Source organism: Streptomyces sp. NBC_00285 (genome assembly GCF_036174265.1).
Taxonomy (GTDB): Bacteria; Actinomycetota; Actinomycetes; order Streptomycetales; family Streptomycetaceae; genus Streptomyces.
The window spans coordinates 7,181,436-7,202,367 of record NZ_CP108055.1 but is presented as its reverse complement, the minus strand read 5'-3'; the positions used below and the strand labels follow the sequence as shown (position 1 = coordinate 7,202,367).

Here is a 20,932-nt window from a genome sequence, read left to right as displayed (position 1 = left end):
CTGTCCATCACCTTGTGAGAAGCGGAAGAGGGCGGTTGCCGCCGTGTCGCCACAGTCCCCCAGTAACTCGAGCATCTCGACCGACGCAGACCAAGCGGGCAAGAACCCCGCTGCCGCGTTCGGCCCGAACGAGTGGCTCGTCGACGAGATCTATCAGCAGTACCTCCAGGACCCGAATTCGGTAGACCGAGCCTGGTGGGACTTCTTTGCCGACTACAAGCCCGGGGCCGCTGCCGCCCCGGCTCCGGCGGGTACTGCGGCCGCGGGGGCCGCAGGGACCACCTCCCCAGCGGCTCCGGCGCCGTCTGCGGCTCCGGCTCCCGCCGCCCCGGCCCAGGCTCCCGCGCCGGCTCCGGCCGCCAAGCCCGCCGCAGCGGCTCCGGCCCCTGCCAAGGCCGCTGCTCCGGCTGCCGCCCCGGCACCTGCCGCCAAGCCGGCCGCCGCGAAGCCCGCCGCCACCGGTGGTTCCGCCGCGGAGGGCCCGGAGTTCGTGACCCTGCGCGGTCCCGCCGCCGCGGTCGCGAAGAACATGAACGCCTCCATCGAGGTCCCCACGGCCACGTCCGTGCGCGCGGTCCCGGTGAAGCTGCTGTTCGACAACCGCATCGTCATCAACAACCACCTGAAGCGCGCCCGGGGCGGGAAGATCTCCTTCACCCACCTCATCGGCTACGCGATGGTGCAGGCCATCAAGGCCATGCCGTCGATGAACTACTCCTTCGCGGAGAAGGACGGCAAGCCCACCCTGGTCAAGCCGCCGCACGTCAACTTCGGCCTGGCCATCGACCTGGTGAAGCCCAACGGCGACCGTCAACTGGTCGTCGCGGGCATCAAGAAGGCCGACACGCTGAACTTCTTCGAGTTCTGGCAGGCCTACGAGGACATCGTCCGCCGCGCCCGTGACGGCAAGCTGACGATGGACGACTTCACGGGCGTCACGGTCTCCCTGACGAACCCGGGCGGCCTCGGCACCGTCCACTCGGTCCCGCGTCTGATGCCCGGCCAGTCGGTCATCATGGGCGTCGGCTCCATGGACTACCCCGCGGAGTTCCAGGGCACCAGCCAGGACACCCTGAACAAGCTCGGCATCTCGAAGGTCATGACGCTCACGTCGACCTACGACCACCGGGTCATCCAGGGCGCCGCTTCCGGCGAGTTCCTGCGCGTCGTCGCCAACTACCTCCTCGGCGAGAACGGCTTCTACGACGAGATCTTCGAGGCGCTGCGCATCCCCTACGAGCCGGTCCGCTGGCTCAAGGACATCGACGCCAGCCACGACGACGACGTCACCAAGGCCGCCCGCGTCTTCGAGCTGATCCACTCCTACCGGGTCCGCGGCCACGTCATGGCCGACACCGACCCGCTGGAGTACCGCCAGCGCAAGCACCCCGACCTGGACATCACCGAGCACGGCCTCACCCTGTGGGACCTGGAGCGGGAGTTCGCGGTCGGCGGCTTCGCCGGCAAGTCCCTGATGAAGCTGCGCGACATCCTCGGTGTGCTGCGCGACTCGTACTGCCGCACCACCGGCGTCGAGTTCATGCACATCCAGGACCCGAAGCAGCGCAGGTGGATCCAGGACCGCATCGAGCGCTCGCACACCAAGCCCGAGCGCGAGGAGCAGCTGCGCATCCTGCGCCGGCTGAACGCCGCGGAGGCCTTCGAGACCTTCCTGCAGACGAAGTACGTCGGCCAGAAGCGGTTCTCCCTGGAGGGCGGCGAGTCCGTCATCCCGCTGCTCGACGCGGTGCTGGACTCGGCCGCCGAGTCCCGCCTGGACGAGGTCGTCATCGGCATGGCCCACCGCGGCCGGCTGAACGTCCTGGCGAACATCGTCGGCAAGTCGTACGCGCAGATCTTCCGCGAGTTCGAGGGCAACCTCGACCCGAAGTCGATGCACGGCTCCGGCGACGTCAAGTACCACCTGGGCGCCGAGGGCACCTTCACGGGCCTGGACGGCGAGCAGATCAAGGTCTCGCTGGCCGCGAACCCCTCCCACCTGGAGACGGTCGACCCGGTCATCGAGGGCATCGTCCGCGCCAAGCAGGACATCATCAACAAGGGCGGCACGGACTTCACGGTCCTGCCGGTCGCCCTGCACGGTGACGCGGCCTTCGCGGGCCAGGGCGTGGTGGCCGAGACCCTGAACATGTCGCAGCTGCGGGGTTACCGCACCGGCGGCACGGTCCACATCGTCATCAACAACCAGGTCGGCTTCACGGCCGCCCCGGAGTCCTCCCGCTCGTCGATGTACGCGACGGACGTGGCGAGGATGATCGAGGCCCCGATCTTCCACGTGAACGGCGACGACCCCGAGGCCGTCGTCCGCGTCGCCCGCCTGGCTTTCGAGTTCCGTCAGGCGTTCAACAAGGACGTGGTGATCGACCTCATCTGCTACCGCCGTCGCGGTCACAACGAGTCGGACAACCCGGCCTTCACCCAGCCGCTGATGTACGACCTGATCGACAAGAAGCGCTCGGTGCGCAAGCTGTACACCGAGTCCCTCATCGGTCGCGGCGACATCACCCTGGAAGAGGCCGAGCAGGCCCTGCAGGACTACCAGGGCCAGCTGGAGAAGGTCTTCACGGAGGTCCGCGAGGCCGTCACGGCCCAGCCGGCCGCCGGGCCCGTCTCGGACCCGCAGGCCGAGTTCCCGGTCGCCGTGAGCACCGCGATCTCCTCGGAGACCGTGAAGCGGATCGCCGAGTCCCAGGTCAACATCCCCGACACCTTCCACGTCCACCCGCGTCTGCTGCCGCAGCTGCAGCGCCGGGCGTCGATGGTCGAGGACGGCACGATCGACTGGGGCATGGGCGAGACCCTCGCCGTCGGCTCGCTGCTGCTGGAGGGCACCCCGGTCCGTCTGTCGGGCCAGGACTCCCAGCGCGGCACCTTCGGCCAGCGTCACGCGGTCCTCATCAACCGTGAGACGGGCGAGGAGCACACCCCGCTCCAGTACCTCGCCGAGGAGCAGGCCCGCTACAACGTCTACAACTCCCTGCTCTCCGAGTACGCGGTCATGGGCTTCGAGTACGGCTACTCGCTGGCCCGGCCCGACGCGCTCGTGCTGTGGGAGGCGCAGTTCGGCGACTTCGTCAACGGCGCGCAGACGATCGTCGACGAGTACATCTCGGCGGCGGAGCAGAAGTGGGGCCAGACCAGCGGCGTCACCCTGCTGCTCCCCCACGGCTACGAGGGCCAGGGCCCGGACCACTCCTCGGCCCGCGTCGAGCGCTTCCTCCAGCTGTGCGCGCAGAACAACATGACGGTCGCGATGCCGACCCTCCCGTCGAACTACTTCCACCTCCTGCGGTGGCAGGTGCACAACCCGCACCACAAGCCGCTGGTGGTCTTCACCCCGAAGTCGATGCTGCGCCTCAAGGCCGCCGCGTCGAAGGCGGAGGAGTTCACCTCGGGTCAGTTCCGCCCGGTCATCGGCGACTCGACGGTCGACGCGGCAGCGGTCAAGAAGGTCGTCTTCTGCTCCGGCAAGGTCTACTACGACCTCGACGGCGAGCGTCAGAAGCGCGGAGGCACGGACACCGCGATCATCCGCCTGGAGCGTCTGTACCCCCTCCCGGGTGCCGAGGTCCAGGCCGAGATCGCCAAGTACCCGAACGCCGAGAAGTACCTGTGGGTCCAGGAGGAGCCGGCGAACCAGGGCGCGTGGCCCTTCATCGCGCTCAACCTGATCGACCACCTGGACCTCGCGGTCGGCGCGGACGTTCCGCACGGCGAGCGGCTGCGGCGCATCTCGCGCCCGCACGGCTCCTCCCCGGCCGTCGGTTCCGCGAAGCGGCACCAGGCGGAGCAGGAGCAGCTGGTGCGCGAGGTCTTCGACGCATGAGCCTCTGAACCCGCCTGATCTGTGGGCCCGTTCCCGAGCGACTGGGGAACGGGCCCACAGTGCCACCCGGCTCCGCCGCACGCGTCTAGGGCCCTTCTGATGGATCTCCGTGGGAGAAGGAGCGGCGTTCGGTGCGTGCGCTCGGCGTGCGGTGTGAAGGGTCATGTGGCGGAGCCACCTGGCCCTTCGCGCCGTGCGTCGAGGGTGCGTGCCGGGCGTCGCGACGCCGCGGAGATCCATCAGAAGGGCCCTAGGCTGGTGGAAGCCCGTCCGATCCCCCCATCACGCACGCAGGAGAGCAGCGCCATGTACTTCACCGACCGCGGCATCGAGGAACTGGAGAAGCGGCGCGGCGAGGAAGCGGTCACGTTCGAGTGGCTCGCCGAGCAGCTGCGGACGTTCGTCGACCTCAACCCGGACTTCGAGGTACCGGTGGAGCGACTGGCGACGTGGCTGGCCCGGCTGGACGACGACGAGGACGAGTAGCCAGTCGCCCGGGCGTGCGGCCGCCTACTGGTAGCAGGGCGGGCCGCACAGCACGGTGACCGTGCCGCTCTCGCGGACCGCGGCGGAGGTGCTGTGAGTGACGGCCGCGGGGGTCCTGCTGGTCTCCCACGGCATGGGCGCGGCCATGGCCTGGGGCCCGAGGGCTGTAAAGGCCGCGGTGGCCACGAACACGACGGCCAGGGCACGCTTGCGCAGACGCATCCGAACTCCTTTACCGACCGGTTGGGTTCGACCGTCGGCGCCTGTCCCGGAAACGCTGCCGAGGCCGGCTCCCAGTGTCACCGTGAGCGCCGCCCCGGCCAAGGTCTCCGCCCAGGGCTCGGGCACATCTCCCTACGACCACCCCTACCGGCGGACCGTGTTCCGCCCCCGCTCGACGACGGCCACGGCGACTCCCGCGCCTGCGCCTGCGTCCGCGCACGCAACCAGCACGTCTGTCCTGGCCCGGGGCACGACCGCCATCAGCCCGTGCGAATACGTCCGGGCCTCACCGGCCCACCCGCGCGCCTCGGTCTCGCTCTGCGGGCGCGGCCCGTCTCAGTCCCGCGGGTGTGTCAGGCCGTACGCCACCCCCAGCACCCCGTGCGCCAGCAGGAGCGTCCCCGCAGCGAGCCAGCCGGTGCTGCGGTGCCGTAGGCCCCAGGCGGCCAGCGGGAGGCCTGCCGCCATCTGGGCGAGGGCCAGGCCCGGCCAGGGAAGCCAAGGAATCGGGCGGGGTCCCGCTGGCGCGCTGAGGCCGTCGGGGACCGTTTCCGGGCGGCAGTCCCACTCGACCGGGCGGGCGTCCGGCTGGACGCGGGCGGTCGCGCGGAGGCGGTCGGCGGGTTCGCCGGGGGTGAGGCCGGTGGGGAGCGTCATGCCCACGCGCGTGAGGACCGCCAGCAGGCCGCGCAGGCGGGCGCGGGCGTCGGACGCGGGGTCGGGTTTCGTCAGGGGGTCGAGGGACTGGACGTCCAGGACCGGGTCGAGGGCCAGGCGGGTCGCGAAGGTGCGCATCGCCTCGTCCTCGCCGGCCGGGGTGCCGTTGGCGAGCCAGACGTAGCCGACGGGGCGGCGGAAGCCGGACGCGAGGGTGTAACCGCTGCGGTCGGCGTCCCACCACAGCGCGAGTACGGGCCAGGGGGCACCGACGGCCAGGGCGGTGGCCCAGCCGGTCAGGACGCGGTCGACCGGCTCCTCGCCGGACAGCCAGGGCTTGCCCTCCGGTACGAGGACGCTCCAGCCCTCGCCCGCGCGCGTGAGCAGCATGGGCTCGCGCAACAACCGGGCGGCGGGGCCGACGGAGTCCGGCTCGGCCCGGCAGAGCAGCAGGCCGCCGGGGGCGGGACCGGCGCGACCGGTACGGGAAGTGGCTTCCGAGGGCATGGTCACACGCTAGGGCGATTACCGACGTTTAGTCACATTTAAGGACCAGGGGTCCCCAGGACGAGTGTCTTGACTTTCGAGAGCCACGATATATCGTGAATTGCAGGAGACGCGATATGGCGCGTTGCTACGGGGAGGTCTGCAGCATGTCCGAGTGGTCCGTCACTGAGCCCAGGAAGCTCACCTTCGACGAGCCGGTACGAGAGCTCCACGTCCGCATCGTGAACGGAACGGTGAACGTGGTGGGCACGGAAGAAGGTTCCGCGCGCCTGGAGGTCTCCGAGATCGAGGGGCCACCTCTGATCGTCACCCAGGAGGGCGGAACCCTCACGGTGGCCTACGAGGATCTGCCCTGGAAGGGCTTCCTCAAGTGGCTCGACCGCAAGGGCTGGCGGCGCAGCGCGGTCGTCTCTCTGGCCGTGCCGGCCGAGACCCGCGTCGAGGTGGGCGTGGTCAGCGCCGGGGCCGTGGTGTCCGGCGTGCGCGGACCGTCGGTGGTGAAGGGGGTCAACGGCGACACGACACTCGTCGGCCTCTCCGGCCCCGTCCGCGCCGACACCGTCTCCGGGAACCTGGAGGCCCAGGCCGTCACCGGCGACCTGCGATTCAACTCGGTCTCGGGCGATCTCACGGTCGTGGAAGGTTCCGGCCCCTCCGTGCGGGCCGACTCCGTCAGCGGCTCGATGATCGTCGACCTCGATCCGGACGGCCCCACCGATGTGCGGCTGACCAGTGTCTCCGGCGAGATCGCCATCCGGCTGCCCCAGCCCGCGGACGCGGAGGTGGTGGCCAACACCGCGAGCGGCACGATCTCCAACGCCTTCGAGGGCCTGCGGGTGCACGGCCAGTGGGGCGCCCACAAGGTCACCGGCCGACTCGGCGCCGGCACCGGCAAACTCCGCGCCACCACCGTCTCCGGCTCCATCGCCCTGCTGCGTCGCCCGCCCAGGGAGGACGAGGAGGAGCCGTGGGACAGGACGGACCCCTTCGCGAAGGACACCGACAAGGAATCTGACACGGCTGCCGATTGGGCTGAGGATTCGGCCGCGGACACAGGCGCAGGCACAGGCACAGGTACGGCTGGTGAAACTGCCTCCACCGAGCCTGCCGACACCATCGACCCGGCGGACGGCGGACACAGCACCTCGGGGGAAAATGACGTCTCCGGCCGGGCCGACGGCCCCGATCCGACGGACGATCCGACACGCGGCGACCTGACCCGCGACCCGGCCGACGGCACGACCGACAAGAAGGTGCTCTGACATGCCCCCCGTCTTCGCCCACGGCCGCCTCCGTCTCTACCTGCTGAAGCTGCTGGACGAGGCCCCGCGCCACGGCTACGAGGTGATCCGGCTCCTGGAGGAGCGCTTCCAGGGCCTGTACGCCCCCTCGGCGGGCACCGTCTACCCGCGGCTGTCCAAGCTGGAGGCCGAGGGACTGGTCACCCACACCACCGAGGGCGGCCGCAAGGTGTACTCCATCACCGACGCGGGCCGCGCCGAACTGGCCGACCGCAGTGGTGAACTGGCCGACCTGGAGCTGGAGATCCGTGAGTCGGTCGCCGAGCTCGCCGCCGAGATCCGGGCCGATGTGCGCGGCGCGGCGGGCGATCTGCGGCGCGAGATGAGGGCCGCCGCCACCGAGGCCCGCCAGGGCAGCGGCGCCAAGGCCGGCGGCGAACACGAGGGGCCCTTCGGGGACTTCACCGAGTTCGGCGACAAGGAGGCGTGGCGCACCGCCAAGGAGGAGATGCGCCGCGTCAAGCAGGAGTGGAAGGAGCAGGCCCGGCGCGCCAAGGACGAGAGCCGCCGTGCCCGCGAGGAGGCCCAGCGGGCCCGCCGGCAGGCCAAGGAGGCCCAGGACCGGGCCCGGGAGCAGGCGCAGGAGGAGGTGCAGCGCATCGCCCGGCGGGTCCAGGAGCAGGTGCAGGACCACTTCGCCCGCGGCGACTGGCCGACCGGGGTGCGCGAGGGGCTGACCGAACTGGCCAAGGAGTTCGGCGAGTTCGGGAAGGACTACGGCAAGGAGTTCGGGAAGGACTTCGGCTTCGGCCGGGGCGGCGCGAGGTCCGAGAAGGCCGAGGGGACGGCACCCGGCACCGAGTACTCGCACACCCCGGAGGACTTCCCCGCGGAGTACGAACCGTCCTGGGCCCACGAGGACCCGACCGGAGACCCGGCCCGCGACCTGGACCGCCTGCTCGACCGCTTCCGCGACGACATCCGCGACGCGGCCCGCGACCACGGCATCACGGCGGGTCAACTCCGTGATGCCCGCGGCCACCTGTCGGCGGCGGCGGCACACATAGGAGCACTGCTACGAGCCCCGAAGACATGAGCCACGCCGCATCCGGCAGTACCCGGCCCCGATCCCCCGGCCCGGCGGCCCAAGTTCGCAAAGGGGTTCGCGGCGGGACGGGGCCTCATCACCCTTGGGCGCGTCGCCATCGAACCCCGTCGCGGCCCTCTCCTGCTCAGCCGGCCTGTGCTGCTTCACCGCCGTACAGGACCCGGACGACCGACTCGTACGTCACCCCGTGGTCGGCGAGGACTTCCGCCGGCACGCCCGGCCTGACCGTCAGGGCCAGCAGGAAGTGCTCGTCGCCGATATGGCGGTCACGCCGGGCCACGGCGATGCGAAGAGCCTTCTCCAGGGTCTCCTTGGCGCCCCTCCCGAAGGAACGCCGCCCGGACCACCACCCCCGGTCCTTGCGGTCGCCGGACATCGCTCCGACCCCGTGCACCTCCTCGACCCGGGCGACGATCTCGGAGACGTCGATCCCGAGCCCGGCCAGCGCCTCGGCCTCCGCCTGGGACAGCCCTGCCCGGCGTCGCGCCTCACCCAGCGCCTCCCGGATCGCGTCCCCGCGTCCGGTGAGGCCGAGGGCAGCCAACGCGATCGAGGCCCGGCCGGCCTCCCGGTCCAGCAGCGCGAGCAGCAGGTGCTCTGCGTCCACGGCCTGCGCGCCCATCTCCTCGGCGTGCCCGGCCGCGCCCACGACCACCGCCCGGGCGTCCTTCGTGAACCGCTCGAACATCAATGCCTCCCGTACTTCTTGTGCACGGCCTGCCTGCTCACTCCGAGTTCCGCGGCGATCTCCTGCCACGACCAGCCCTGATTGCGCGCACTGCGCACCTGCACCGACTCCAGTTGCTCCAGCAGCCTGCGCAGTGCGGCGACGGCACGCAGTCCGACCCGGGGATCGCGATCGCCCGCGCGCTCGGCGAGATCCGTTGCTTCGGTCATGACGTCAACTTACGTTGACATCTCACGCACGTCAACCGTAGTTGACAAAGCCGACGGCCGGCCCGTACCCGGGCCGGCCGTCGGTGAGAAGAGGACGTCAGCTGTTCGTGAGCACGACCTTCCCGAACTGCTCACCCGACTCGACGCGTTGGAAGCCCTCGCGGGCGCGGTCCATCGGGAGCACCTCGTCGATGACGGGACGCACCCCCGTGGCGGCGCAGAACGCCAGCAGATCCTCCAGCTCGTCCTTGGTGCCCATGGTCGACCCCACGACCTTGAGCTCCAGGAAGAAGATCCGGGTCAGTTCGGCGTGCGAGGGGCGGTCGCCGCTCGTGGCACCGGAGATGACCAGCGTGCCGCCCGGCCTGAGCGACTTCACGGAGTGCGACCAGGTGGCCGCGCCCACGGTCTCGATGACGGCGTCGACCCGCTGCGGCAGCCGCGCGCCCGACTCGACGGCCTCAACGGCTCCCAGCTCCACCGCGCGCTTGCGCCTGGCCTCGTCTCTGCTGGTGGCGAAGACCCGCAATCCGGCGGCCTTCCCCAGCACGATCGCGGCAGTGGCGACCCCGCCGCCGGCACCCTGCACGAGCACGGAGTCGCCGGGCCGGACCCCCGCGTTGGTGAAGAGCATCCGGTACGCCGTCAGCCAGGCCGTCGGCAGGCAGGCGGCCTCCGCGAACGACAGTTCCTTCGGCTTGGGGAGGACGTTCCAGGTCGGCACGGCCACCTGTTCGGCGAATGTCCCCTGATAGCGCTCGGTGAGGATGGAACGGGGCTCCTTGGGGCCGACCCCGTGCCCGCTCTGCCCGACGACGGAGTGCAGGACGACCTCGTTGCCGTCCTCGTCGACACCGGCCGCGTCACAGCCGAGGATCATCGGCAGCTTGTCCTCTGCGAGGCCCACGCCGCGCAGGGACCACAGGTCGTGGTGGTTGAGGGAGGCGGCCTTGACGTCGACGACACTCCAGCCGGGGCGGGCTTCGGGGGCCGGGCGCTCCCCCAACTCCAGTCCGGAGAGCGGGTCGTCGCGGTCGATTCGGGCGGCGTAGACAGCGAACATGACCTTGACGATAGGGTCCGCGGCCAACGCGTGGAACAGGAACGCGTTGTGACACACGCCCTGTTGCGGATCAGGGCGCCCATAGGGGTGCCGGGTGAGGCTGCCGTACGTCAGCAGCCTGGTGGGGACGGGTCGCGCAGTTCCGCGCGCCCCTAACAACAGTGGGTAACCCACCCACCCCCCACCCCGGCCCCGACCCACCCACCGCACCCGCAGCGGATCGCCGCAGGCGCAAAGGGGCGCGGGGAACTGCGCGAAAAACGCCCGCCCCCACCAACCCGCAGACACCCGACAACCGAACCCCGCGAACCGCCGGAGGCACCCGCCCGGAACCCCCGGACGAGACCACCTCGGCGAAACGATCATGCTCAGCGCCGAGCGACACCCTCCGCACGAGCCGCCGCAGCAACCGCCGCAGTGACCGCCGGAGCAACCCGCTCGTCGAACGGCGACGGAATCACGTAATCGGCGGCGAGATCGTCACCGACCACCGAAGCCAGCGCCTCCGCCGCCGCGATCTTCATGCCCTCCGTGATCCGCGAGGCCCGCACCTGAAGGGCCCCGGCGAAGATCCCCGGAAACGCCAGCACGTTGTTGATCTGGTTCGGGAAGTCGGACCGCCCGGTGGCCACCACGGCCGCGTACTTGCGCGCGACATCCGGGTGCACCTCGGGATCCGGGTTGGCCATCGCGAACACGAAGGCACCCTCGGCCATGGAGGCGACGGCCGCCTCCGGGACCGTACCGCCGGACACGCCGATGAAGACGTCGGCGCCGGCCAGTGCGTCCTCCAGCGACCCGGACAGGCCGGCCTTGTTGGTGAACCCGGCGACCTCCCGCTTCACGGACGTGAGGTCGTCCCGGTCGCCGGACACGACACCGCGCCGGTCGGCGACGGCGACGTCCCCGATGCCCGCCTCGACGAGCATCTTGGCGATGGCGACCCCGGCCGCACCCGCGCCGGAGATCACCGCACGCAGGTCCCCGATGCCCCGCCCGCTCAGCCGCGCGGCGTTCCGCAGGGCCGCGAGCGTCACGACCGCGGTGCCGTGCTGGTCGTCGTGGAAGACGGGGATGTCGAGCCGCTCCTGGAGCCGGCGCTCGATCTCGAAGCAGCGCGGGGCCGAGATGTCCTCGAGGTTGATGCCGCCGAAGGACGGGGCGAGCCGCACCACGGTCTCGATGATCTCGTCGACGTCCGTGCAGGCCAGGGCGAGCGGAACCGCGTCCACGCCGCCGAACTGCTTGAACAGGATCGCCTTGCCCTCCATCACCGGGAGGGAGGCCTCGGGCCCGATGTCACCGAGTCCCAGCACGGCCGTACCGTCCGTCACGACGGCGACGACCGACGACTTCCACGTGTAGTCGTGGACGAGGTCCGGCTGCTCGGCGATGGCGCTGCACACCTTCGCCACGCCGGGCGTGTACGCGAGGGACAGGTCGTCCCTGTCGCGGATCGGCACGGTGGCCTGCACGGCCATCTTGCCGCCGCGGTGCAGCGCGAACGCGGGGTCGAAGGTATCGAGGGGCTCCGCCCCGCCGTCCTGGCCCGTATCGCTGTCGCTGCGAGGATTGACGATCTCCGCTGCCACTTTGTCTTACCCCTTAGGTCTTCATGGTTTGAGGGTGACCGCTCCTGGTGAGGAACGGGCGGGCACCGCGCACGGCCCTGGTCGTGGACACCTACGGATACGTACGAGCCGCTGCGCGACGGGCGCGCCGCACACGCGCCCTGAGCCCCGGATGAGGGGTGTAAAGAACCTTCTTACCGGACGACCGGCGCCGAGGACGAGTCCAATACGTCCAAGGTCACACGCCTCAGCGCAAATCGATCATCGATCATCGGAGCGCGGTGAGATGAATCATGGGGCGCGATCCGGCCAGGCCGTCGAGAGCCCTTGACGACCGCCGAGCGGGCGCTCAGGTCACCGCGCGCCGACCTCGGTCCATGCGCCCGCGCCACGGATCGCGCCGAAGATCTTCCGGCCGGAATGCCAGATTCCCGCAGATGGTCCGGTCGTGATGTACGGACATGGTGCGGTTCGGGGGTCACCCGTTATCCGATTTTGACATGACCGTCGCCCAGAATGGTCCAGTCCGAATGGCAAGATGCCGTAATCACATGAGGTCGCGACACTCGAAGGCGTGTGCTCTCGTCGACCTACGGAACCAAGGCGCCACCTCACCGCCTGAGGCACAGCCGAAGTTCCGTGGCAGCCGCCGGTCCCGTCGGCAGCCGTCCCGCCCATCGGCAAGTCCATCCATCCGCCGGAGGAACCCACCATGACCGCAAGCTCCACCCGTCGTACGACCGTCGCGCGCTCCAGGACAGCAGCGGTAGGTGCGATCGCGGTCGCAGGCGCCCTGATTCTCACCGGGTGCGGTGACCAGACCGGCAGCGGCAGCTCCGATGAGTCGTCCAACAGCGCGCCACTGTTCGGCAAGCTGCCCGCGAAGATCCAGAAGGCCGGCGTCATCAAGGTCGGCACCAACGCCGAGTACGCCCCCATGGAATACCAGGAGGGCGGCAAGATCGTCGGTGTCGACCCCGACATCGCGGCCGCGCTGGGCAAGCAGCTGGGCGTGGAGTTCAAGTTCACCTCCGGCTCGTTCGACGGCCTGATCAGCTCTCTGAACTCCGGCCGGTACGACGTGGCCATGTCCTCCATCACGGACACCAAGGCACGCCAGGAGGGCCTGGACGACAAGGGCAAGAAGCTCGGCCCGGGTGTCGACTTCGTCGACTACTTCACGGCCGGCACCGCCATCTACGTCCAGAAGGGCAACCCGAAGAAGATCAGCTCGGTCGACGACCTGTGCGGCCAGACGGTCGCCGTGCAGACCGGTACGACGTACGAGCAGATGCTGAAGGACCAGTCCAAGAAGTGCACCGACGGCGGTAAGAAGAAGCTGACCATCGAGTCCTTCGACAACGACACCGAGGCGCAGACCCGGGTGAAGTCCGGCGGCGCCGTCGCGGGCGTCAACGACTACCCGGTCGCCGTCGACATCGCCCGCAAGGCCGACGGCGGCAACGCCTTCGAGGTGGTCGGCGAGCAGGTCGACGCAGGTCCCTTCGGGCTCGCCGTGAACAAGGAGAACAAGGAGCTCACGAGCGCCCTGGAGGCAGCCGTGAACGCCATCATCGAGGACGGCTCGTACAAGAAGATCCTGGCGAAGTGGGGCGCCCAGACCGGCGCCATCGACAAGGCCGCCGTCAACGGCGGCAAGTGACGGACCCGCACCACTGAAGGGCAGTCACTGTGACTGACAAGATCGACAAGGAACCGGCGGACACGCCAGGGACGCCCATCGCCCCCGAGGCGATCAAGGCCATTCCCGTACGCCACTACGGCCGGTACGTCAGCGCCGTCGTCGTGCTGGCGCTGGTGGCGCTGCTGGTCAACGCGTTCGCCACCGCCGAGAAGATCCAGTGGAGCGCGGTCGGCGACAAGCTGTTCGACTCCACGGTCCTCGCGGGTGCCGGCCGCACCCTGCTGATCAGCGTCCTGTCGATGATCCTGGGCGTGGTCCTGGGCATCGTGCTCGCCGTGATGCGGCAGTCGAAGAACCCGGTGACCAGTTGGGTGGCCTGGGCCTACATCTGGTTCTTCCGCGGGACGCCGGTCTACGTCCAGCTCCTGCTCTGGTTCAACCTGGCGCTGATCTTCCCGCTCCTCAATCTCGGTCCGATCTACAAGGACGAGATGACGGACGTCATGACCCCGTTCATGTGCGCGCTGCTGGGCCTCGGCCTCAACGAGGCGGCGTACATGGCGGAGATCTGCCGCGCCGGCCTGCTGGCCGTGGACGAGGGCCAGACGGAGGCCTCGCACGCGCTCGGCATGAGCCATGCCAAGACGCTGCGCCGGATCGTGATCCCGCAGGCGATGCGGGTGATCGTGCCGCCGACGGGCAACGAGTTCATCAACATGCTGAAGACCTCGTCACTGGTGTACGCGGTGACGTACAACGAACTGCTGCGCGCCACCTCGACGATCGGCTCGACCAGTTACGCGGTGATGGAGATGCTGTTCGTGGCCTCCATCTGGTACCTGGTCATGACCAGCGTGTTCAGCGTCTTCCAGTACTACCTGGAGCGTCGTTTCGCGCGCGGCTCGTCGCGGAACCTGCCGCCGACGCCGTGGCAGCGGATCAAGGTCAACCTGATGGCGTTCAGCAGTGAAAGGGGCGGGGCATGACCGCCATGGTGAAGGCCGAAGGTGTCCACAAGTCCTACGGTCTGGTCGAGGTCCTCAAGGGCATCGACCTGGAAGTGAAGCAGGGTGAGGTCTTCTGCCTCATCGGCCCGTCGGGCTCCGGCAAGTCGACGTTCCTGCGCTGCATCAACCACCTGGAGAAGATCAACGCCGGGCGGCTGTACGTCGACGGCGAGCTGGTCGGCTACCGCCAGAAGGGCGACAAGCTGCACGAGCTGAAGGACAGCGAGGTCGCTCTCCAGCGCCGTGACATCGGCATGGTGTTCCAGCGGTTCAACCTGTTCCCGCACATGACGGCCGTCGAGAACGTCATGGAGGCGCCCGTCCAGGTCAAGGGCACGAGCCGGACCCAGGCCCGGGAGCGTGCGCAGGAGCTGCTGGAGAAGGTCGGCCTGGCCGACAAGGCGGGCACCTACCCCGCGCAGCTCTCCGGCGGCCAGCAGCAGCGGGTGGCGATCGCCCGGGCCCTGGCGATGGACCCGAAGCTGATGCTCTTCGACGAGCCGACCTCGGCCCTCGACCCGGAGCTGGTCGGTGATGTCCTCGACGTCATGCGCGACCTCGCCGAGTCCGGTATGACGATGGTCGTCGTCACCCACGAGATGGGCTTCGCCCGCGAGGTCGGCGACAGCCTGGTCTTCATGGACGGCGGCGTGGTCGTCGAGTCCGGCGACCCCCGCGAGGTCCTGGCCAACCCCCAGCACGAACGCACGCAGGCGTTCCTGTCGAAGGTGCTGTAGCGGTACGACGTCGAAGGGGCGGTACGGGATTCCCGTACCGCCCCTTTCGCGTGGGCGTCTACTTGAGGGCGAGCAGCAGCGTGTCCGAGGGTGAGCACCACACCGGCCGGGCCTCCCCGAAGCCCTTCTCGCGCAGCACGCGTGCGTGCCACGCGGCGGACGGCATGTCCCCGTCGGCGTGTTCGCCGTAGATCTCGAAGCGCCTGGCCGTCGGCGCGGCGAGGACCGGGTCCTCCGCGGCGAGCTGCCACCATTCGGCCCAGTCGAGGGCGCCGTCCCGCGTGGCCTGATCCATGTGGGCGTGGCGGTGGGCACGTTCCGCCGCGTTGATCCGGGGCGTGGCTTCGTCGATCATGTGGTCCGCGTTCATGAAGACACCGCCGTCGCGGACGAGTTCCGCGATCCGGCCGTAGAGGGCCGCGAGGGGTTCGCTGTGCAGCCAGTGCAGGGCCGTGGCGGTCAGGACGGCGTCGTAGGCGTCGTACGGCAGTTTCGCGGGCCAGTCCGGGTCCTTGAGGTCGGCGGTCACGAAGGAGACCCGCGCGTCGCCCGCGAAGGTGCCCTCGGCGATCGCGAGGAGCGCGGGGTCGAGGTCGACGCCGGTGCTGGTGGCCTCCGGGAACCGGGCGAGCAACCTGGCCGTGACACTTCCCGTGCCGCAGGCGAGGTCGAGCACGCGCGGCCGGGGCCCGACGAGTGCCTCGACCATGTCCAGCATGATCCGGAACCGGTCCTCGCGGTCCGGCATGTACACCTCTTGCTGCCGGTCCCAGCTCTTCTGCCAGGCCTTCCAGTCGGTAGTGAGTTCGGCCGTCATGGGAGCCCCTGTCCAGTCGCAGTCGTAATACCCTGGAAGCACGATCAGCTGTTACCCGACCGCACGACGACGATAGAACGCCTCCGTAAGGACTACAAGTGGAACTGGCCTATTACTCGGATTACGCCGTCCGTCTCGTCAACAGCGAGGACCCGGCCCGGGGCAAGGACTCCCTGACCTCGGTGGAGGCCGTTCGCGACCTGTTCGGCGGCAACGGCACGGGGGCCCGCCGGGCCACCGACGCCGACGTCACCCGGTTCCGTTCGGTCCGGGCACGGCTGCGCTCGGTCTTCGAGGCGGCGGACGGCGACGACGAGACGCTCGCCGTGGACCTGCTGAACTCCCTGCTGCTGGAGTTCCCGGTGAGCCCGCAGATCTCCGGGCACGACTTCCGCGACGACAACGGCCGCCCACTGTGGCACATGCACCTGGCGGACCACCCGTCCAACGCCACCGCCGGTTACGCGGCCATCGCCGCGATGGGTCTGGCCTTCCACCTCACCGAGTACGGCGTGGACCGGCTGGGCCTGTGCGAGGCGGCCCCCTGCCGCAACGCCTACCTCGACACCTCCACCAACCGCTCCCGGCGCTACTGCTCCGACCGCTGCGCCACCCGCGCCAACGTGGCCGCCTACCGGGCCCGCAAGCGCCTGGAGGCCGAGCGGTCGGGGAAGACGGGCCGGACAGCGGACAGCGCCCAGCGCACCGCGGACAGCGGCGAGCGCTGACCGGCCCGGAGCGGCCGGTACCGCAGCCGGGCCTTCCCGAGCACGAGATCCTCCGGTACGACGCCGTAGTCCGTGCTGTCGCCGCCCGCGAACGTGTTGTCCCCGAGCACCCACCAGCCGCCCTCGCGACGCTCCACCGCCCGTTTGACGACGAGCAGGTCCTGCTGGAAGGGATGCCGCAGGATCACGATGTCTCCGGCGCCGATCCTGGCGCCCCAGTGCACGACGAGCTGGTCCCCGTGCCGGAGCGTGGGCACCATCGACGGCCCGGTCACCTCGGCCACCCCCACGAAGGACAGCAAGGACCGCCCCCGCTCGGTCTCCTGCGACAGCTCCGGCATCCCCGGCACCTCCCCGGTCCGTTCATCCACCAGTCCCAGTCTGACCCCGGACTTTTGTCCTAAGCCCATGGGGGCACCCGCGATTTAGCCACTCCCAGGGAGTAATGTCGCACCTGAGAAGACGATCACGAGGAAGGAACGCTCCATGCTTTCCCGCCTGTTTGCCCCCAAGGTCAAGGTCAGCGCACACTGCGACCTGCCCTGCGGTGTGTACGACCCGGCCCAGGCCCGCATCGAGGCGGAGTCGGTGAAGGCCGTGCAGGACAAGATGGCCGCCAACGACGACCCGCACTTCCAGGCTCGCGCCACGGTCATCAAGGAGCAGCGCGCCGAGCTCGCGAAGCACCACGTTTCCGTGCTCTGGAGCGACTACTTCAAGCCCCCGCACTTCGAGAAGTACCCGGAGCTGCACCAGCTGGTCAACGACGCCCTCAAGGCCCTCTCGGCCGCCAAGGCCTCGACGGACCCGGCCACCGGTCAGAAGGCTCTGGACTACATCGCCCAGATCGACAAGATCTTCTGGGAGACCAAGAAGGCCTGACCTCCGCGTCAGCCTCCACCGACCCGCGATCGGTGCACCATCGCAGGTCGACGGGAACCCGAAGGGGCCCGGCCGGTTCCATACCGGCCGGGCCCCTTCGCCGTCCCGGATCAGCTCACGTTCGAGCCCTGTCACGACCGGTCCCGCCGAGGGCCCTAGTCCTCGCCCGCCTCCAGCAGCCCCGCCGCCGCGCCCACGACCCGCGGGTCCGGGGTGCCGACGACCTCCTCGTCCTTGTCGGAGTAGTCGAAGCGGGCCAGCACGCTGCGCATGGCCTCCACGCGGGCGCGCTTCTTGTCGTTGCTCTTGACCACCGTCCAGGGAGCGAAGTCGGTGTCCGTCTCGCGGAACATGGCGACCTTCGCGGCGGTGTAGTCGTCCCAGCGGTCCAGGGACGCGAGGTCCATGGGGCTGAGCTTCCACTGCCGTACGGGGTCGATCTGGCGGATGGTGAAACGGGTGCGCTGCTCGCCCTGGGAGACCGAGAACCAGAACTTCAGCAGGTCCACGCCGTCGTCGACGAGCATCCGCTCGAACAGCGGGGCCTGCCGCATGAAGCGCCGGTACTCGTCGTCCGTGCAGAAGTCCATGACCCGCTCCACACCGGCCCGGTTGTACCAGGACCGGTCGAACAGCACGATCTCGCCCGCGGTCGGCAGGTGTTCGACGTACCGCTGGAAGTACCACTGCCCGCGCTCGCGCTCGGTCGGCCTCTCCAGCGCCACCACGCGCGCGCCACGGGGGTTCAGGTGCTCCGTGAAGCGCTTGATGGTGCCGCCCTTGCCGGCCGCGTCCCGTCCCTCGAAGACGATGACGAGCCGGCGCCCGGTCTCCTTGATCCAGCTCTGCAGCTTCAGCAGCTCGATCTGCTGGAGCCGCTTGTGCCAGTCGTACTCCTTGCGCTCCATGCGCTGCGCGTACGGGTAGTTCTCCCGCCAGGTGTCGATCGGGCTCCCGTCCGGGCGGATGAGCACGGGGTCGTCGGGATCGGTGTAGTCGACCTTCAGGTCGGTCAGCAGGGGCGTCACCCTTGCTCCCCTCTCATCTCGGTGGATCAACGGCTCAGTGGCTCACTGGCTCACTGGCTCGGCCAGTGCGTGGGTCGGTGGGCCGGCCGGGAGGCCAACCGGTCCCTACGGCTACCCGTCAGTGGAACTGCGGCACGATCAGATAAATGCCGTACACCACCACCGCGGCGCAGGCGAGAAAGCACAGGCCCGCCTGCGCGACGCCGACGGCGGAGGTGCCCTCACCATCCTCGCGCGCGCCCTCGAAACGGGCGAGGCCGAGGACGCCGAGGGCGAAGACGACGACCACGGCGACGGTGACGCCGATGCTCACCGTGGTGACCTGGCCGAGTGCGGTCCAGTCGATGCTCATGACAGGAACTCCTGGGAGGGCTCAGGCGGCCGTGCCGACGCGGGTCGGCGGCTCGGTGCGGATGGTGACCTCGTGGGCGTCGTTGACGTTGTGCGCGCTCACCGGGTTGCGGCGGGAGGCCAGGACGATGCCCGCGGCGACGGCCGCGCCGATCAGGGCGACCACGACGGTGCCGAAGTTGCCGCCGTGCTTGACGGCGCTCGCGGAGATGCCGCCGACGAGCGCGGCGGCGGGCAGCGTGATCAGCCAGGCGAGCACCATCTTGCCCGCGATGCCCCAGCGGACCTCCGCCAGCCTGCGCCCGAGGCCCGCGCCGAGGATGCTGCCCGAGGCGACCTGGGTGGTGGACAGGGCGAAGCCGAGGTGGGCGGAGGTCAGGATGACGGTCGTGGACGCGGTCTCGGCGGCGAAGCCCTGCGGGGACTGGATCTCCGTGAGCCCCTTGCCCATGGTGCGGATGATCCGCCAGCCGCCGAGGTAGGTGCCGAGGCCGATCGCGAGACCCGCCGAGGCGATGACCCAGACCGGCGGACCGGCGTCATGGCCGAGGGCGCCCGCCGAGATCAGGGTCAGCGTGATGACGCCCATGGTCTTCTGGGCGTCGTTGGTGCCGTGCGCGAGGGAGACCAGGGACGCGGAGGCGATCTGGCCGAGCCGGAAGCCCTTGGTCACGGAGTCCTTGCGGCCGCGGGCGGTGAGCTTGTAGGCGAGGTAGGTGGCGATCAGCGCCGCCACTCCCGCCACGACCGGGGAGGCCACGGCCGGGATCAGGATCTTCTCGACCACCTTGTCGAAGTGCACGCCGTGGGAGCCGGCCCCGACCCACACCGCGCCGATGAGTCCGCCGAAGAGCGCGTGCGACGAGCTGGACGGCAGGCCGACCAGCCAGGTCAGCAGGTTCCACAGGATCGCGCCGACCAGCCCGGCGAAGATCATCCCCGGTGAGACCAGGGTGTCGTCCACGATGCCGCCGGAGATCGTCTTGGCGACCTCGGTGGACAGGAAGGCGCCCACGATGTTGAGGGCACCGCTCACCAGGACCGCGGTCCGCGGTTTCAGTGCGCCGGTCGCGATGGACGTGGCCATGGCGTTGGCCGTGTCGTGGAATCCGTTGGTGAAGTCGAAGGCCAGGGCCGTGACGATGACGACCGCCACGAGGAACGTGATGTGGTCCATGCCTCTCATGGGAACAAGCGCTTCCGTACGGCAGGCGAACGTGAGGCAAAGCCCGTTCCAGGTCCGTGCACCCAGCTCGTGAGCATCGTGCGATCCTGGCGTGATGGTGAGCATCGAGGACCTGGTGCGGCTGCGGCAGTCGCGCGACCGGATGGACCGCGAGTACACCGAGCCGCTCGACGTCACCGCGCTCGCCCGCACCGCGCTGATGTCACCGGGGCACTTCCAGCGCAGCTTCCGCACGGCGTTCGGCGAGACGCCGTACGGCTATCTGATGACCCGGCGCATCGAGCGCGCCAAGGCCCTGCTGCGCCGGGGCGACCTGTCGGTCACCGAGGTCTGCATGGCCGTGGGCTGCACCTCCCTCGGCTCCTTCAGCGCCCGCTTCACCGAGCTGGTGGGAGAGACCCCGAGTTCCTACCGCGCCCGCCGCCACGAGGAGATCGCGGGGATCCCCCCGTGCGTGGTCCGCAGGCACACCCGGCCCCGACGGGCCTAGCGTGGACCCATGGACATCAAGCTCAAGAACTGCTTCATCGCGGTGGACGACCACGACAAGGCGATCGCGTTCTACCGGGACGTGCTGGGCATGGAGGTGCGCAACGACGTCGGGTACGAGGGAATGCGCTGGGTGACGGTCGGCTCGCCGCTCCAGCCGGACATGGACATCGTCCTGGAACCGCCCGCCGCCGACCCGGACGCCTCCCCCGCCGACAAGGAGGCCATGGCCCGGCTGCTGGCCAAGGGTCTGCTGCGCGGGGTCAACTTCACCACCACCGACTGTGACGCCCTGTTCGCCCGGGTCCGGGAGTCCGGCGCCGAGGTGATCCAGGAACCGATGGACATGCCGTACGGCGTGCGGGACTGCGCGTTCCGGGACCCGGCGGGCAACATGCTCCGCTTCATGGAACGGTCCGACAGCTGAAAACCCCGTGGCGGCGGCGGACCACCGACCTACGAT

Annotated in this window: 21 protein-coding genes; 11 read left to right on the top strand and 10 right to left on the bottom strand. The window is 69.8% G+C overall.

Translation table 11 applies throughout. The features are described 5' to 3' along the window. Positions 1-43 precede the first annotated feature (43 nt). Entirely contained in the window at positions 44-3,847 is a 3,804-nt protein-coding gene (locus OHT57_RS33450) for a multifunctional oxoglutarate decarboxylase/oxoglutarate dehydrogenase thiamine pyrophosphate-binding subunit/dihydrolipoyllysine-residue succinyltransferase subunit (protein WP_328750450.1), read from the top strand. Between the two features lie 306 nt (positions 3,848-4,153). After that, complete coding sequence (locus tag OHT57_RS33445; RefSeq protein ID WP_328750449.1) at positions 4,154-4,333, top strand: DUF6104 family protein; 180 nt, start codon at positions 4,154-4,156, stop codon at positions 4,331-4,333. Positions 4,334-4,891: 558 nt separating this feature from the next. Here OHT57_RS33445 and OHT57_RS33440 read toward each other — a convergent pair. Continuing rightward, positions 4,892-5,719: a hypothetical protein gene (locus OHT57_RS33440; RefSeq protein ID WP_328750448.1), complete on the bottom strand. Its 828-nt coding sequence runs from the start codon at positions 5,717-5,719 to the stop codon at positions 4,892-4,894. 146 nt (positions 5,720-5,865) lie between these two features. On the opposite strand from OHT57_RS33440, the gene OHT57_RS33435 reads away from it, so the two are divergent. Both OHT57_RS33435 and OHT57_RS33430 read left to right on the top strand, forming a co-directional pair. After that, complete coding sequence (locus OHT57_RS33435) at positions 5,866-6,981, top strand: DUF4097 family beta strand repeat-containing protein (protein ID WP_328750447.1); 1,116 nt, start codon at positions 5,866-5,868, stop codon at positions 6,979-6,981. Between the two features lies 1 nt (position 6,982). Further along, positions 6,983-8,056 (top strand): PadR family transcriptional regulator, encoded by a 1,074-nt coding sequence (locus tag OHT57_RS33430; protein ID WP_328750446.1) that lies wholly within the window; start codon positions 6,983-6,985, stop codon positions 8,054-8,056. Positions 8,057-8,192: 136 nt separating this feature from the next. On the opposite strand, the gene OHT57_RS33425 is transcribed toward OHT57_RS33430, so the two are convergent. The 4 genes from OHT57_RS33425 to OHT57_RS33410 form a co-directional block, all read right to left on the bottom strand. Beyond that, positions 8,193-8,756: a Clp protease N-terminal domain-containing protein gene (locus tag OHT57_RS33425; RefSeq protein ID WP_328750445.1), complete on the bottom strand. Its 564-nt coding sequence runs from the start codon at positions 8,754-8,756 to the stop codon at positions 8,193-8,195. Continuing rightward, positions 8,756-8,965, bottom strand: coding sequence for a helix-turn-helix domain-containing protein (locus OHT57_RS33420; protein ID WP_007384656.1), 210 nt, complete (start codon positions 8,963-8,965; stop codon positions 8,756-8,758). Before OHT57_RS33420 ends, OHT57_RS33425 begins: the two co-directional genes overlap by 1 nt. Before the next feature lie 97 nt (positions 8,966-9,062). Continuing rightward, positions 9,063-10,028 carry a zinc-binding dehydrogenase gene (locus OHT57_RS33415; protein ID WP_328750444.1) on the bottom strand — a complete coding sequence of 322 codons (966 nt, stop codon included), beginning with the start codon at positions 10,026-10,028 and terminating at the stop codon, positions 9,063-9,065. Positions 10,029-10,396: 368 nt separating this feature from the next. Continuing rightward, positions 10,397-11,620, bottom strand: a complete 1,224-nt coding sequence (locus tag OHT57_RS33410) for an NAD(P)-dependent malic enzyme (RefSeq protein WP_328750443.1) — start codon at positions 11,618-11,620, stop codon at positions 10,397-10,399. A gap of 691 nt (positions 11,621-12,311) precedes the next feature. On the opposite strand from OHT57_RS33410, the gene OHT57_RS33405 reads away from it, so the two are divergent. Genes OHT57_RS33405 through OHT57_RS33395 form a run of 3 tightly spaced genes read left to right on the top strand, consistent with a single transcriptional unit; the run spans position 12,312 to position 14,988 of the window. Continuing rightward, entirely contained in the window at positions 12,312-13,262 is a 951-nt protein-coding gene (locus OHT57_RS33405) for an ABC transporter substrate-binding protein (RefSeq protein ID WP_328750442.1), read from the top strand. A 29-nt stretch (positions 13,263-13,291) separates the two neighbouring features. After that, positions 13,292-14,230 carry an amino acid ABC transporter permease gene (locus OHT57_RS33400; RefSeq protein WP_328750441.1) on the top strand — a complete coding sequence of 313 codons (939 nt, stop codon included), beginning with the start codon at positions 13,292-13,294 and terminating at the stop codon, positions 14,228-14,230. Next, the gene (locus OHT57_RS33395; protein ID WP_328750440.1) at positions 14,227-14,988 is read left to right on the top strand and encodes an amino acid ABC transporter ATP-binding protein; all 762 of its coding nucleotides are present in this window, start codon (positions 14,227-14,229) and stop codon (positions 14,986-14,988) included. The genes OHT57_RS33400 and OHT57_RS33395 overlap by 4 nt, the downstream gene beginning before the upstream one ends. A 58-nt stretch (positions 14,989-15,046) precedes the next feature. On the opposite strand, the gene OHT57_RS33390 is transcribed toward OHT57_RS33395, so the two are convergent. Beyond that, positions 15,047-15,805, bottom strand: a complete 759-nt coding sequence (locus OHT57_RS33390; RefSeq protein WP_328750439.1) for a class I SAM-dependent methyltransferase — start codon at positions 15,803-15,805, stop codon at positions 15,047-15,049. A 98-nt stretch (positions 15,806-15,903) separates the two neighbouring features. Here OHT57_RS33390 and OHT57_RS33385 point away from each other — a divergent pair, with 98 nt between their 5' ends. Further along, a complete protein-coding gene (locus OHT57_RS33385; protein ID WP_328750438.1) occupies positions 15,904-16,533 on the top strand; it encodes a CGNR zinc finger domain-containing protein in 630 nt (209 codons plus the stop codon). Here OHT57_RS33385 and sodX read toward each other — a convergent pair. Next, positions 16,437-16,874, bottom strand: coding sequence for a nickel-type superoxide dismutase maturation protease (sodX, locus tag OHT57_RS33380; protein WP_328753401.1), 438 nt, complete (start codon positions 16,872-16,874; stop codon positions 16,437-16,439). The genes OHT57_RS33385 and sodX overlap by 97 nt on opposite strands. Positions 16,875-17,019: 145 nt before the next feature. On the opposite strand from sodX, the gene sodN reads away from it, so the two are divergent. Continuing rightward, positions 17,020-17,415 (top strand): superoxide dismutase, Ni, encoded by a 396-nt coding sequence (sodN, locus tag OHT57_RS33375; protein ID WP_005480378.1) that lies wholly within the window; start codon positions 17,020-17,022, stop codon positions 17,413-17,415. Between the two features lie 155 nt (positions 17,416-17,570). Here the strand turns inward: sodN and ppk2 are convergent, their stop codons facing one another. The 3 genes from ppk2 to OHT57_RS33360 all read right to left on the bottom strand — a co-directional run bounded on the left by ppk2 (position 17,571) and on the right by OHT57_RS33360 (position 19,971). Then, on the bottom strand, positions 17,571-18,443 hold the full coding sequence (ppk2, locus tag OHT57_RS33370) for a polyphosphate kinase 2 (protein WP_328750437.1): 873 nt from the start codon (positions 18,441-18,443) through the stop codon (positions 17,571-17,573). A gap of 118 nt (positions 18,444-18,561) precedes the next feature. After that, entirely contained in the window at positions 18,562-18,795 is a 234-nt protein-coding gene (locus OHT57_RS33365) for a hypothetical protein (protein ID WP_328750436.1), read from the bottom strand. Between the two features lie 21 nt (positions 18,796-18,816). Then, positions 18,817-19,971: an inorganic phosphate transporter gene (locus tag OHT57_RS33360; RefSeq protein WP_328750435.1), complete on the bottom strand. Its 1,155-nt coding sequence runs from the start codon at positions 19,969-19,971 to the stop codon at positions 18,817-18,819. 103 nt (positions 19,972-20,074) lie between these two features. Between OHT57_RS33360 and OHT57_RS33355 the strand changes: the two genes are divergently transcribed. After that, complete coding sequence (locus tag OHT57_RS33355; RefSeq protein ID WP_328750434.1) at positions 20,075-20,470, top strand: helix-turn-helix transcriptional regulator; 396 nt, start codon at positions 20,075-20,077, stop codon at positions 20,468-20,470. Positions 20,471-20,479: 9 nt separating this feature from the next. After that, positions 20,480-20,896 (top strand): VOC family protein, encoded by a 417-nt coding sequence (locus OHT57_RS33350; RefSeq protein WP_328750433.1) that lies wholly within the window; start codon positions 20,480-20,482, stop codon positions 20,894-20,896. Positions 20,897-20,932: the final 36 nt, after the last annotated feature.